General features: G+C 52.7%; 11 protein-coding genes. 6 read left to right on the forward strand and 5 right to left on the reverse strand.

From position 1 onward, the window contains the following. The first annotated feature begins 123 nt into the window (after positions 1-123). Positions 124-1,677, forward strand: coding sequence for a polysaccharide biosynthesis C-terminal domain-containing protein (locus ACFPMF_RS07695; protein ID WP_379842823.1), 1,554 nt, complete (start codon positions 124-126; stop codon positions 1,675-1,677). On the opposite strand, the gene ACFPMF_RS07700 is transcribed toward ACFPMF_RS07695, so the two are convergent. From ACFPMF_RS07700 to ACFPMF_RS07710, 3 genes are all read right to left on the reverse strand, one after another. Next, entirely contained in the window at positions 1,663-3,918 is a 2,256-nt protein-coding gene (locus ACFPMF_RS07700; protein WP_379842824.1) for a sensor histidine kinase, read from the reverse strand. The genes ACFPMF_RS07695 and ACFPMF_RS07700 overlap by 15 nt on opposite strands. 5 nt (positions 3,919-3,923) lie before the next feature. Next, positions 3,924-4,670 carry an ABC transporter ATP-binding protein gene (locus ACFPMF_RS07705; RefSeq protein ID WP_379842825.1) on the reverse strand — a complete coding sequence of 249 codons (747 nt, stop codon included), beginning with the start codon at positions 4,668-4,670 and terminating at the stop codon, positions 3,924-3,926. Positions 4,671-4,748: 78 nt separating this feature from the next. Next, positions 4,749-5,477 carry an MlaE family ABC transporter permease gene (locus tag ACFPMF_RS07710; RefSeq protein ID WP_379842826.1) on the reverse strand — a complete coding sequence of 243 codons (729 nt, stop codon included), beginning with the start codon at positions 5,475-5,477 and terminating at the stop codon, positions 4,749-4,751. A gap of 145 nt (positions 5,478-5,622) precedes the next feature. On the opposite strand from ACFPMF_RS07710, the gene ACFPMF_RS07715 reads away from it, so the two are divergent. From ACFPMF_RS07715 to ACFPMF_RS07725, 3 genes are all read left to right on the forward strand, one after another. Beyond that, positions 5,623-6,363: an SDR family oxidoreductase gene (locus tag ACFPMF_RS07715; protein ID WP_379842827.1), complete on the forward strand. Its 741-nt coding sequence runs from the start codon at positions 5,623-5,625 to the stop codon at positions 6,361-6,363. Positions 6,364-6,521: 158 nt separating this feature from the next. Continuing rightward, a complete protein-coding gene (locus ACFPMF_RS07720; RefSeq protein WP_379842828.1) occupies positions 6,522-7,436 on the forward strand; it encodes an ROK family protein in 915 nt (304 codons plus the stop codon). A 95-nt stretch (positions 7,437-7,531) separates the two neighbouring features. Further along, a complete protein-coding gene (locus ACFPMF_RS07725; protein ID WP_379842829.1) occupies positions 7,532-8,428 on the forward strand; it encodes a DMT family transporter in 897 nt (298 codons plus the stop codon). 7 nt (positions 8,429-8,435) lie between these two features. Here the strand turns inward: ACFPMF_RS07725 and murB are convergent, their stop codons facing one another. Next, a complete protein-coding gene (gene murB, locus ACFPMF_RS07730; protein ID WP_379842830.1) occupies positions 8,436-9,461 on the reverse strand; it encodes a UDP-N-acetylmuramate dehydrogenase in 1,026 nt (341 codons plus the stop codon). Between the two features lie 132 nt (positions 9,462-9,593). Here murB and ACFPMF_RS07735 point away from each other — a divergent pair, with 132 nt between their 5' ends. Both ACFPMF_RS07735 and gmd read left to right on the forward strand, forming a co-directional pair. After that, positions 9,594-10,184 carry an SPOR domain-containing protein gene (locus ACFPMF_RS07735; RefSeq protein WP_379842831.1) on the forward strand — a complete coding sequence of 197 codons (591 nt, stop codon included), beginning with the start codon at positions 9,594-9,596 and terminating at the stop codon, positions 10,182-10,184. 45 nt (positions 10,185-10,229) lie between these two features. Beyond that, positions 10,230-11,342 (forward strand): GDP-mannose 4,6-dehydratase, encoded by a 1,113-nt coding sequence (gene gmd / locus ACFPMF_RS07740; RefSeq protein WP_379842832.1) that lies wholly within the window; start codon positions 10,230-10,232, stop codon positions 11,340-11,342. Positions 11,343-11,425: 83 nt separating this feature from the next. Here the strand turns inward: gmd and ACFPMF_RS07745 are convergent, their stop codons facing one another. Then, complete coding sequence (locus tag ACFPMF_RS07745) at positions 11,426-12,955, reverse strand: S1C family serine protease (protein WP_379842833.1); 1,530 nt, start codon at positions 12,953-12,955, stop codon at positions 11,426-11,428. Positions 12,956-13,321 lie beyond the last annotated feature (366 nt).

Raw genomic sequence — 13,321 nt, forward strand, 5'->3', positions numbered from 1 at the left:
TCAGAACGAATGGAACATAACCTGCTTTTTCGACCCCATGAGCCCCGGAAAGCAGGTCGCAGAGTTCGGGTAAAATACTAGGGCTTTAGACCGGAACGCCTATCTTTGTAGTAATGAAAAAGTATGAGTGGATTTAAAAAGTTAGCGAGCGATACGGCGCTGTACGGCATCAGTACCATTCTGGGACGGATGCTCTACTGGCTCATGGTGCCGTTGCACACGCGAATTTTCGAGCGCACCGGCGAACTGGCCTCGAATGTGGAGCTATTTTCCTACATACCGGTTTTGCTGCTGGTTTATACCTTAAGTCTGGATACGGCTTTTTTCCGGTATGCGGCCCGGCAGAACGATAACCGGCAGCGGGTGTTCAACGAAACCCTGAGTATTGTCCTGATTCTGAGTCTGGGCGCGACGGCCCTGATTACGGTTTTATCCCCTCAGATTGCCAATTGGCTCGATTACCCCGGTCAGCAGACGTTTATTACCTGGGTCGCGATGATTGCCGCCACGGATGCCATTGTGTCGATTCCGTTTGCCCGGTTGCGGATCGAGAATAAAGCCCGGCAGTTTGTGAAAACCAAACTCATCAACATTTCCCTCAATGTGGCGTTAAATGTCTTTTTCCTGGTCATCTGTCCGCAGATTTACAACGGCGACTACCTGCTTTTTCTCCAGCCCTTTGTCGATTTATTCTACGACCCGTCCGTTGGTCCCGGTTATATTTTTCTGGCCAATCTGATCGCCAACCTGCTGTATTTCCCGCTCTTGTGGAAAGCGTTCGCTGGTTTCCGGCTTCAGGTCGATCGGGCGCAGGTAAAACTGCTGCTGGCGTATTCGTTTCCGTTGATGCTGACCACCCTGGCCGGTAACATCAATATGCTGACCGACCGCTGGTTTCTGCGGCCGCTGCTGCCGGAAGGGTTTTACCCGGGCCTGACGTCGGAAGATGCCCTCGGGATTTACGGAAACTGTTATAAGCTTTCCATCTTCATGGCGCTGGCGATTCAGTCATTCAAGTTTGCGGCTGACCCGTTCTTTTTCTCCCGGGCCGAAGACAAAAATGCACCCGGTTTGCTGGCGGAAGTCAACAAATGGTTCATCATTGTCTGCGTCATCATCTGGGTCGGCATCAGCCTGAATCTGGACTGGATCGGTTTGTTTATTGGTAAAACCTACCGGCAGGGGTTGGGCATCGTGCCGATTCTGCTGCTGGCCAATCTGGTGCTGGGCGTATACTACAACATTGCTTTCTGGTTCAAACTAAGCGATAAAACCGCCTACGGAACGGCTATTACGGCCCTGGGCGCGGGGGTGACGGTCGGCCTGAACATTCTGCTGATTCCGCTTATGGGCTATATGGGCTGCGCCGTGGCTTATCTGGCCTCGAGTGTTGTGATGTGTGTTACGTGCTACCTGCTCGGGGAGAAACACTATCCGGTGCCGTATGATGTTCCTTCTGCCCTGATTTATGTATTCAGCGGGGGTGTCCTGATTTACCTGGCTTCCCAGATAGACATTTCGAGTCTCTGGATTTCCGTGCCGTATCACCTGGTGCTGTTTGCGCTGTTTCTTGGTGTGATGCTGGTAATGGAGCGGAAAACGTTCGTACCGTTGCTGACCCGGATTCGGAACCGGGGCCGGGACAAGAGCCTGATGCAGGAATCAGGTAACGGGTAAGGTGATGACAAATTCCGTTCCGTTACCGGGCTGGCTGGTAACGGTCAACGTGCCATTGTGGCCTTTTGTAACGATGTCGTAACTCAGGGAAAGCCCCAGACCGGTGCCTTCGCCCGTCGGTTTCGTCGTAAAAAAGGGCTGAAATACTTTCTCTTGCACCAGGGCGGGCATGCCCATTCCGTTGTCGATCACCCGGATTTCGATCCGGCGATCCCCAGCCTTCGTCTGAACCGAAACCACCGGTTTATACGGCTCTGATGCGGTTTTTTGCTTTTCCTGAACGGTGTAAAATGCGTTATTGAACAGGTTCAGCAACACGCGCCCCATTTCCTGCGGTACGATGTTTACCAAACCGATACGGGCATCAAAGTCGGTTATCAGCTCACAGTTAAACGTATTGTCTTTCGCCCGCAAGCCGTGGTAAGCCAGCCGCAGGTATTCATCGCACAGCCCGTTCAGATGGGTGGGTTGCCGCTCGCCCGCACTGGTGCGCGAATGGGCGAGCATACTCCGGACGATCTGGCTGGCGCGTCTGCCGTGGTGGCTGATTTTCTGGAGATTCTGTTTCAAATCGCCGAGCAGTTCCTGTTCCAGTTCGGTGTCACGATCCGGTTTTTGCCGCTCGTCTTCCAGTTCACTGACGAGTTCCGCGCTAACATCTGAAAAGTTGTTGACAAAGTTGAGCGGGTTCTGAATTTCGTGGGCAATGCCGGCGGTCAGTTCACCCAGCGAAGCGAGTTTCTCCTGTTGAATCAATTGATTCTGGGCGGCTTTTAATTCTTCGAGCGAGGTCTGCAACTGGGCCGTTCGTTCTTTTACCTGTTGTTCAAGACGTTCGTTCTGGCTGGCAATGATGCGGTTTCGCTCAATTTCGCGTTCTTTTTCGAGTTGTTCTTTCTCAATAGCCTGTTGCGCGACTCGTTTTCGGGCCAGGTTATACCGGTTGAACAGGGCGCCCGAAAATGAAATGATGAGCCAGGCAAAGCAGAAACCTTCCACGTAGGGCATCGCGGCCCGGAAGGATTGGGATAACTTAAGGCCAAAGTACCGACCGAAAAGGTGTGTGCTTAACGTGAAAAGCCAGTAGGAAAATAAAGGCAAGGTAGCCAGGAGCGCAAACCGTGCATCGCTCGATCCGCGCCGGATCTTTTTCACGACCGCAATCGTCGTCAGAATGTAAATCACCCGGATCAGGATTTCCATCCCAAACTGAAAGCCGTACGGGGATGAACCAGGAAAGCGAAATATAAAAAACTGAATAATATTAACCCCGAGCGATACAATCAGAAAAAAGGTAATGGCCAGATTAAGCCGTCGCAACTCCAAACGGGCCTGAATGAATTTTAGGATCGACTGGATGAAAAAGAAGAAGAATACAGTGAAGAAGAAGTTGCCGGCTAACTTGAAAAGATAAGGCTGGTTGGGCAAAAAAGCCTGCTGGATCCCGTACTGGTTGCGGTCTAAGGTGAAGAATAACAGACAGATCGCAAAATAAAGGTAAACCGTGTCCCGGATCGACACGAAGATGAGCAGATTGTAGCAGACCGCCAGCAGAAGGATCCCGATCATGATCCCGTCGAAATAATCGAGCTTCCACCCTTTTTCGACCCAGGTCGATTGGTAGAAGGCATGGAACCGGTTTTGTTCGGTTTGGAATTGGGGTTGGACCTCACTCATCGCCGGATGCCAGTAGGCGGTTTCCAGGCGTTGGTAAAGGGTAAGCTGCTCGCCCGGTTTCAGGTGCAGGAACAGCCGGGCCCGCTCTTTGCTTCCATGGCGGTCCGAAATCTGATTTTCGGGCACCAGATCACCGGTTTTCTGGTGGTGCCAGCGCTGGGTACTGTCCTGCCAGTATAGATCCAGGTAACTGGCGTAGAAATTAAGGGAATACAGATCCAGCGCGTGAGGCAGCGAATTCCGGACCCGAAAACGTACCCAGCAGACATGGGCCGTGCGTTTAGGATCAGAAGGAGTGTCGTACCGGAAGTCGGGGCTGCGTCGGACCTGCTCAAAGGTGAGCTTTTGCGTCAGATCTTCCAGGACCTGGTAATGCGTGCTGTCGACCGTGATCCGGGCCGAATCGGTTTTGAATTCGAAAACCGGGGGCCAGGGCTGCTGGGCAAAACCGGTGGGAAGAAAAGCCAGCCAGCAGATCAGCAAGAACGCACCCTGAATAATGAACGATGAAAAAAAGCCGCCTGGCCACCTGACGTTGTTCGGAGTTACGGGTACATTCTTCATTGCGTTCACGCCTGGGTATCGCGCAACAACTTGTTCGCGTAAATAAACTCGTTCAGTTCCGGCACGTTCGAGTGGGTGATGGTAGCACTGGTGCCTTCCCAGAGCTTTTGGCCTTTATAGAGGAATAGAATCTTTTCGCCGATTTCAATCATCGAGTTCATATCGTGGGTGATGACTACCGTAGTGATTTTAAACTCGTCGGTGATTTCCCGGATCAGTTCGTCGATTTTGATGGACGTCAGGGGGTCCAGGCCGGAATTGGGTTCGTCGCAGAACAGGTATTTGGGGTTCATGACGATGGCGCGGGCAATGCCGACGCGTTTTTTCATTCCCCCGCTGATTTCCGAGGGCATCCGGTCGGCGGCTGCTTCCAGCCCCACCCGTTGCAGACAAAACCGGGCCCGTTCCTTCTTCTCGGAGGAGGACATGTGGGTGAGCATGTCGAGCGGAAACTGAACATTTTCCAGGACGGTTTTGGAATCGAATAGGGCTCCCCCTTGGAACAAGACGCCCATTTCGCGCCGAATGGCTTTCTGGGTATCCTGGTCACCATTCAGAAAGTCGCGCCCGTTGTAGAGCACCTGACCTTCTTCCGGTTTGATCAGACCGATCATGCATTTGAGTAATACACTTTTGCCGGTGCCACTGCCCCCGATGATCAGGCTGGTATCGCCGGGTAGAAACGTCCCGGAAATGCCCGCCAGCACGGTCCGGCCGCCGAAGGTCTTCTGAATATTTTTGATTTCAATCATGATGCTTGAACGGTTGCACCAGGTTAATCCGGGAGCCTCCGATCTGCTCGGATTACCTCGGTGTAATGATCGATGAACTCACAACAATAACTGCGCGAGTAAAAAATCCGCAGCCAGGACGGCAATACAACTATTGGTTACGGCGGCTGTCGATGCCTGTCCGACTTCCAGCGCTCCCCCGGACGTGTAATACCCTTTGAATGACGAAATCGTGGAAATCAGAAAGGCAAACACCACCGACTTGATGAGCGCAAAGGTGATGTTAAAGGGGTTGAAGTCGGAACGCAGGCCGTATATATATTCTTCCGATGTGATGAGTTTGGCCAGTGTTCCGGCAATATATCCGCCATAAATGGATAAAAAACCGGCCAGAATGACCAGCATCGGAAACGTGATCATGGCCGCCAGAACTTTGGGAAGAACCAGGTAGGAGGTGGAATTGATGCCCATCACTTCCAGGGCGTCGATTTGTTCCGTGATGCGCATGGTTCCTAGCCCTCCCGCAATGTTGGAGCCGACTTTTCCCGATAGTACCACGCAGGTGATGGTAGGAGCCAGTTCAAGAACAGTCATGTCCCTGACAATGAGGGATATGATGTACGTTGGGACGAAAGGGCTCACCATGTTGTAGGCCGTCTGAACGCAGGTTACGGCCCCGATGAAGGTCGAAACAATGGAAACGATGAAGACGGAGTTGATGCCGATTTGGATGCATTCGTCCAGAACCAGTCTGGTGTATACTCCTACTTTCTCGCGGTTCCGGAACAGGGCGCCTAAGAAGATAAAATAACGTCCAAGATAATGCATGAGCGCAAATAACAATAAAACTACGGTAAAGATAGAACGGTTTTGTGCGTATCTTGCCAAAAACATTAAAGAGTCGATAGTCATTTAGGAACAATCCGGCGTATTTTATCCGATTGGACAGGGGCTAATGACCGTTGGCGATTGTATGAATCCATTATTGGTAGTCACGGGCGGTACGAAAGGGATCGGGCGAGCGGTGGTAGAGCGGTTTGCCGAGGGCGGTTTTGACGTCGTGGTATGCGCCCGCAACGAAGGCGATTTACGGCAGTTGAAACACGAAATCGAAGAATCGGTTTCGGAAGTGCTCGAAGGCTTTGAGGAGGCCATTATTCCGACCATTTTCCCGTTTGCGGCCGATCTGGCCGAACGTTCCGAAGTCAACCGGCTGGTTGCGTTCATTCGTTCGTTGGCCCGTCCGGTCAGCGCGCTGGTCAACAATGTGGGCATTTTTCAGCCGGGGCAAATCTACAACGAGCCGGAAGGAACGTTTGAGCTGACCATGAGCCTCAATGTTGCCAGTGTGTATTACCTGACCCGCGGGCTGATCGGTGACATGATGAAGCAACGGCAGGGGCACATTTTCATGATGGGTTCCACGGCCAGCATCAAGGCCTATCCCAACGGGGGCTCCTATTGCATTTCCAAATTTGCCCTGCTGGGACTGGCGAAAGAGCTGCGGGAGGAAATGAAACCGTATGGCGTCAAAGTAACGACCCTGCTGCCCGGGGCGACGTATACCGACAGTTGGGCCGCCAGCGGCTTGCCCGAAACCCGGTTTATGCAGGCGGCTGATATCGCGGAAGTGATCTGGTCAGCCTATAACCTGTCGGCCGGCGCGGTGGTTGAGGAGATTCTGCTCCGACCGCAACTGGGTGATATCGAGTAGCGATTTGAAAAAGGCGGCAATTGAATACCCTGGTGCACCATCCGGCCAGCCCGGCAATGTTCATATTTTGCTACTCATTAAAATCTAACTTCGTATCTTGCGGGCTCATCGATAAAGGATAAACGAGAAAGCATCATTTCTAACATAAAACTCCAGTAATGGAATCGGTTCAATATTTGGGTATTGACGTCGGCGGTACGAATGTCAAAATGGGGATAGTCGACGCACAGAGCGGTAATATTTCTAATTTCTATAGCCACGATACGGCCAGCTGGCGCGAATCGGGCCATTTTGTCGAACAGTTTGCCGACGCGATTGCGCTTCAACTGTATGAACATAAAGAGATTCGGAAGGTCGGAATCGGGCTGCCCGGTATGATCAACCGGGAGCGCACCGTTCCCCTCGAAATCACCGCCATTCCCGAATTGAACGGTGTACCACTGGTCGAAACGTTGACGAAGCGGTTTCCCGACGTGCAGTTTTTTCTGGAAAACGACGCTAATGCAGCCGCTCTGGGTGAATTCTATTTTGCCGACGAGAAAATTGACGAAAACTACATTTTCATCACGCTCGGAACGGGCGTCGGTGGGGCGGCCATTATCAATAAAAAAGTGTTCTTAGGGGGCGACGGAAACGCCATGGAACCGGGTCACCTGCCTTCGCGCAACAACCGGGTGCTCGAGCGGAACATCGGTAAAAAAGAACTGCTGGACCTGGCCAACGACCGGCGGCAGGAATACACCGGTTCGACGCAGCTTGCTTCCGACGGCAGCATTTCAACCACCAGCCTGGTGGCGGCCGCTGCGGTCGGCGACAAACTGGCGCTCCAGATCTGGACGGAAGTAGGGGAGATGCTGGGCGACGGGCTGGTTTCGCTGATTCGCGTCCTTGATATCAAGCAAATCCTGATTGGGGGCGGTTTGTCTGCTTCGTACGATTACATTCTGCCGGCAGTCCAAAAACAACTCGATTTCTGGCTGACTCCTTATTATCAGAAAGGTCTGTCGCTCAAACGTGCCACCCTCGGCAACGATGCCGGGCTGCTGGGTGCGGCCTCGCTCTGTTTTGAGTAGTTGAATGCTGGATTTGGTAAAGGCTTCATTCAACACTCGGTGTTGGATGAAGCCTTTTTGTTTTAAGGATTTCTACAGGCAGGGCCGCTAAACTGATGGACGGGCAGAAAATACGACCGGGTCATAACCTGACAGACCGGCAACGCGGGCTTTTGCTGGGCCTGGTGGGCGTCATTTGTTTCAGTTTTACCGTTCCCATGACCAAGCTGACGCTGGGAAGTTTAAATCCCTGGCTCGTCAGTTTCGGACGAATTGCTGGCGCCGGTCTGATTTCGCTGGTGATCCTGTATCAGCAGGGCAAGTTATTCCTGATTCGAAAACACTTCCGTACGCTGGTCGGGATTTCGTTTGGCGTCGGGCTGGGTTTTCCGGTTTTAATGACCGTTGCCATGTATTCAACCTCTTCGTCCCACGCGGGAATTGTGCTGGCGCTTTTGCCCCTGACTACGGCCCTTTTTGGGGCCCTGATCCACCGGGAAACGCACAAAACCGGGTTCTGGATTATTTCGGGGAGCGGTTGTCTGACGGTCCTGGGCTACGTTCTGTTTCGGGAGAAAGTAACGCTGCAAACGGCTGACCTGCTGCTGCTCGGTGCCACGGTTTCGGCGAGCCTTGGTTACGCGCTGGGAGCTCAACTGACGCGGCAGCTTTCGGGGCTGGACGTGATTTGTTGCGCGCTGGTGCTGGTTTTGCCAATCAGTATTCCGGCCGCTGTCGTTTCGTGGTTCTACCAGCCGCCATCAGGGTTGACAGCAAGTGCGTTGACAGGCATGGTTTACGTGACGCTGCTCAGCCAGCTCTTCGGTTTTGTTCCCTGGTATAAAGGGCTGGCGTTGGGCGGAGTGGCGCTGGTTTCCCAATTACAACTGTTGCAAACGTTCTTCACCCTGATCATTTCGGCCTGGCTGTTGAGCGAGTCGATCGGTTGGGTCGAATACGGTGTCGCCCTGCTGGTGATTGCGCAAATCTACCTGGCGAAAAAAGTGGCCTAAGCGGTTTTTAGACAATATTCACTTCCGGGTTCAGCCGAATGCCGAACTTGTCGTCCACGGACTGCTGAACTTTGTACGCCAGCTGGAGGATTTCGGAACCGGTAGCACCCCCGTGGTTGACCAGCACAAGCGCCTGCCGGGTATGAACGCCCGCATTACCGATTCGTTTGCCTTTCCAGCCAGCCTGCTCGATGAGCCAGCCCGCCGGAACTTTCACGGTCAGGTCGCCGGTCGGATAGCCGGGCAGCGTCGGGTAGGCGGTTTTCAGGGTTTCGAACTGATCCTTGGAAATTTCCGGATTTTTGAAAAAGCTGCCCGCATTGCCAATGTCGGCCGGATTGGGCAATTTGCTCCGCCGAATCCGGATCACCGCATCGCTGATGGCCTTGATACTCAGGTTATCCTCCGAAATCCCCATGGCAGTCAAAGTTTCCTGAATGGCTCCGTAAGACGTGTGAAAAACCGGGTGTTTATCCAGCCGGAAGGTAACGCTGCTGATGAGGTATTTCCCTTTGGCTTCGTGTTTGAAAACACTTTCGCGGTAGCCAAACCGGCATTCGGCATGGGTGAAAACCCGGATCTCCCCCGTTTCGATGGCCACCGCTTCCAGATGATCGAAAACCTGCTCAATTTCAACGCCGTAGGCGCCGATGTTCTGCATGGGAGCCGCCCCGGTGGTGCCCGGAATCAGCGAAAGATTTTCAATTCCGGCGTATCCGTGATGGACACAGTGCATTACCAGCTGGTGCCAGTTGACTCCCGCACCGGCTCTGACGTACACGTGCGCATCGTCTTCCCGAATGACCTCGATGCCTTCAATGGAGACCTTCACAACCAGCCCTTCAAAATCGCGTGTAAACAACAAGTTACTGCCACCGCCCAGAATGAGCTTCGGAACGGCCAGGTATTCGGATAATTGAAAGAGCGTTTTTAATTGATCTTCGGAATCGATCTCCACCCAATAGCGTGCTTTTGCGTCGATACCAAACGTATTATACGGTTTCAGCGATACGTGACTCTGAATATCTAACATAGGTTAGCGTAATAAAGCTACCTCAAAGTAAGTAAAAAGATGGCAAAACGTTAGTATCTCGGCGGGAGTGCCCAACAAGATAGCGGCTAGATTGTTGCATAACCAGATAGTTGCTACATTTGCAAAGCAGGCATGAACGCACAAATGAATAGATTCCGGTCAGAAAATCTGGTGATTTTGGCCCTTCTGGTGGGGCTTTCGGGCTGGATCAGCTCGTGTGCCTCCTCTAAAAAGACGGCTTCACGCGCTTCTTCGACCGATTACAACAATTATACTTACGATTTATCGGCTACCCGCCCGAAATACAGCGTTTCTGCGGCTACCCCATCCAGCCCCCCGGCACCCGCCACGCGCCCGGCCCCGGAAAACCGCCGGACGCTTCCGATGGCCGAACCAATGCACATCAATAAAAAACTGGATGCGGTTTTGGACACGATTTCGGTTAAAAACCGGACCATCCGCTACGCGCAGGGGTACCGGATACAGATTTACGTCGGAAATGAACGGACAGAAGTAGACCGGGTCAAACGATTTACCTACCAGAATTTCCCGGAGCTTAATCCGTATACAACCTTCCGGCAGCCGACGTATCGGTTAAAAGTTGGTGATTTCATGCGTCGGCTCGACGCCGAGCGGTATCTGGCCCAACTCAAGCAGCAGTTTTCGTCGGCTACGCTCTTACCGGATCGGATCGAAATCCGGCGGAGTCTGTCCGTGAAATGAAGACGACTGACGATTAATGCATTGCCCACATATTTGCAAGAATCTATGAAAAAAGCACTTATTACCGGTATTACAGGGCAGGATGGCTCGTATCTCGCGGAACTTCTTTTATCGAAAGGCTACGAAGTTCACGGGATTAAACGCCGAAGTTCGCTGTTTAATACCCAGCGGATCGACCATATCTACGAAGATCCGCACGAAAAACACGTCCGGTTTCGACTGCATTACGGGGATCTGTCCGACTCCACCAACATCATCCGGATTATTCAGGAAATCCAGCCCGACGAAATTTATAACCTGGGGGCCATGTCGCACGTCCGGGTGAGTTTTGAAGAACCGGAATACACCGCTCAGGTCGATGGCATCGGGACGCTGCGCATTCTGGAAGCGGTTCGGTTGCTGGGCTTAACGAATAAAACCCGGATTTATCAGGCTTCTACCTCCGAACTGTACGGTGGCGTTCAGGGGCATGCCCAGTCGGAAATGACGCCGTTCTATCCCCGTTCGCCCTACGCCGTTGCCAAACTCTACGGTTACTGGATTACGGTCAATTACCGGGAAGCCTACAACATGTATGCGTGCAACGGGATTCTGTTCAACCACGAATCGCCCCTGCGCGGTGAAACCTTCGTGACCCGGAAAATCACACGGGCGGTGGCCCGGATTGCGCTCGGGTTGCAGGAGAAGGTGTATATGGGTAATCTGGACGCCCAGCGCGACTGGGGCCATGCGAAGGATTATGTCGAGGCCATGTGGCTGATGTTGCAGCAGGACCAACCGGAGGACTTTGTCATTGCAACCGGCCAGACGACGCACATCCGCGATTTCATCCGGATGGCGTTTGCCGAAGTGGGCATTGAACTGGAATTCAAAGGCGAAGGCATTAATGAAACCGGCATCGTGGTCAAATCGACCCATCCGCAGTATCCGCTGGAAATTGGCAGGGAAGTCGTTTGTATCGACGAGCGGTATTTCCGGCCGACCGAAGTGGATTTGCTGCTCGGTGACCCGACCAAGGCCATGACTAAATTAGGCTGGAAACCCAAGTACGATCTGGCGGCACTGGTGAAAGAAATGGTGGCTGCCGATGTCGAGTTGTTTCAGCGTGACCAATTGCTGGAAAAGAGTGGGCACCGGGTGATGAATTACTTCGAATAACCGCTTTCGTCGGCTTCGCCTAAAAAAGCCGCCCGGTTCTCAGAACCGGGCGGCTTTTTTATAATTCGCTACTATTGACTAACTTAAACAGGCACGGCGTAGTAGTACATCCGGGAACTGTTCGGATACATCCCGATCAGCAGCAGTCCTTCGCCTTCTTTGGTCGAATTCAGGGCACCTTGCAGATCTTTCATCGTGCGAACGACTTTGCCATTGGCTTTTACAATGATAAAGCCTTCTTCGATATCTGTGTCGGACATTTTCCCGTCACGAATCCGTTTGATACGAACACCACCGTCGATTCCCAGCCGTTTGGCATCGGTCGCCGTCAGTTCTTCGAAGTCGGCACCGAGGGAGCTCAGGCTGGCTGATGCGCTGGATACCGAAACGTTATCGCTTTTCTTGATGATATCCCGGCCACCGTTGCGGTTGCGCAACTCAACCCGGAAATCACGCAGGTCACCATTCCGGTTGACGGTCATGGCAATGACATCACCCGGACGACGACGGCCAATGATCTCGCGCATCTGGGCGTCGGAATCCACGTTCTGACCTTCCATTTTCACGATAACATCACCTTTTTTCAGACCGGCAGCGGCCGAGGCACCGCCTTCAACCACTTCGTTGATGTAAATACCGCGTCCGATTTTAGAGCCCAGTTCCTGAGCGCGGAGGCTGTTCAGCTCAACCGGGATGATGCCCAGGTAGCCCCGTTGTACGTTACCGTATTTCACGAGGTCAGCCGAAACTTTTTTCACCAGCGATACCGGAACGGCAAAACCGTACCCACTATAGTAACCCGTTGCCGAAGCGATGGCCGAGTTAATACCAACCAGTTCACCCCGCAGGTTCACCAGCGCACCACCGGAGTTACCGGGGTTGATGGCTGCGTCGGTTTGAATGAAGGCTTCCACCGGTGAATCCGGTTTTTCGGCGTTGCGGTCAATGTTCTGATCCAGAATACCGATCCGGCGGCTTTTCGCGCTGACAATCCCGGCGGTTACCGTAGATTCCAGATCCAGCGGATAACCAACGGCCAGTACCCATTCGCCCAGTTTCAGGACGTCGGAATCACCCAGTGTAATGGCGGGCAAATTCTTGGCATTGACCTGAATGACGGCGAGGTCAGTCAGGGGATCGGTACCGATCACTTTGGCTTTGAAGCTCCGTTTGTCGGTCATAATGACTTCCACTTCGTCGGCACCCTGCACCACGTGGTTGTTGGTAACAATATAGCCATCCTGGCTGATGATCACCCCAGACCCTGAAGCCTGTCCCCGTTGCCGTTGCGGAGCTCCTCCGTTGCCCCGGCCGAATTCGTCACCGAAGAAGTCGCGGAAAATATCCGGGATCTGTTGCTGACGCACGGTCCGGGTGATGGTGGTTTTAATATGGACGACGGCTGGCGTAGCAGCTTCGGCGGCATAGGCAAAGTCGCCCGGCGCCGACTGCGGAGCGGTCAAGGCGGCTAACCGCCCGATGGGAGTCGACGCGGGAGCCGATTCATTGAAAACAACATCCTGTTTGTTAAATCCCAGGAAGTTGTAAGCGGCCAGCGTGACAAAGCTCGATAAGAGAGCGATGATTGCTAAAGATTTCCAGTTGCTTTTCATGACTTGATTCTAAAATGGGTCGTTTACTGCTTTCGCATCAGTTCACCATGATAACGAAATCCGCTTTTCCAAAAATTCGATTTTCTAACGCAATTAACAAATTTTAACGAACGAATGTTGATAGGCTCAGTAACCACAAAACCAGGTTCGAAAGTAAGGAAAATTTCGATTTTCGGGTATCCCGGTTACGGATTCGGATTTAAAAGTATACCATCCAAGTGACAACATTCATACCAGTCGAATGTTTACGTCAAGCTATGTCATTATGGCGGAGTTTCTGATCGCTGGGGAAGGGTCTGACAGTCAGTTTGGCATACGGTTTTTCAAATAACCGCATATCGTTCCGCACGCTGACAAAATAGCATC

It is taken from the genome of Larkinella bovis (assembly GCF_042655385.1).
Classification (GTDB): Bacteria; Bacteroidota; Bacteroidia; order Cytophagales; family Spirosomataceae; genus Larkinella; species Larkinella bovis.

Excerpts from the sequence above, each read along its gene's own strand:
- ACFPMF_RS07745 (WP_379842833.1), bottom strand. The coding sequence starts at position 12,955 with ATGAAAAGCAACTGGAAATCTTTAGCAATCATCGCTCTCTTATCGAGC.
- ACFPMF_RS07705 (WP_379842825.1), bottom strand. The coding sequence starts at position 4,670 with ATGATTGAAATCAAAAATATTCAGAAGACCTTCGGCGGCCGGACCGTG.
- ACFPMF_RS07720 (WP_379842828.1), top strand. The coding sequence starts at position 6,522 with ATGGAATCGGTTCAATATTTGGGTATTGACGTCGGCGGTACGAATGTC.
- ACFPMF_RS07735 (WP_379842831.1), top strand. The coding sequence starts at position 9,594 with ATGAACGCACAAATGAATAGATTCCGGTCAGAAAATCTGGTGATTTTG.
- gmd (WP_379842832.1), top strand. The coding sequence starts at position 10,230 with ATGAAAAAAGCACTTATTACCGGTATTACAGGGCAGGATGGCTCGTAT.
- ACFPMF_RS07700 (WP_379842824.1), bottom strand. The coding sequence starts at position 3,918 with ATGAAGAATGTACCCGTAACTCCGAACAACGTCAGGTGGCCAGGCGGC.
- ACFPMF_RS07725 (WP_379842829.1), top strand. The coding sequence starts at position 7,532 with ATGGACGGGCAGAAAATACGACCGGGTCATAACCTGACAGACCGGCAA.
- ACFPMF_RS07710 (WP_379842826.1), bottom strand. The coding sequence starts at position 5,477 with ATGCATTATCTTGGACGTTATTTTATCTTCTTAGGCGCCCTGTTCCGG.
- ACFPMF_RS07715 (WP_379842827.1), top strand. The coding sequence starts at position 5,623 with ATGAATCCATTATTGGTAGTCACGGGCGGTACGAAAGGGATCGGGCGA.
- murB (WP_379842830.1), bottom strand. The coding sequence starts at position 9,461 with ATGTTAGATATTCAGAGTCACGTATCGCTGAAACCGTATAATACGTTT.
- ACFPMF_RS07695 (WP_379842823.1), top strand. The coding sequence starts at position 124 with ATGAGTGGATTTAAAAAGTTAGCGAGCGATACGGCGCTGTACGGCATC.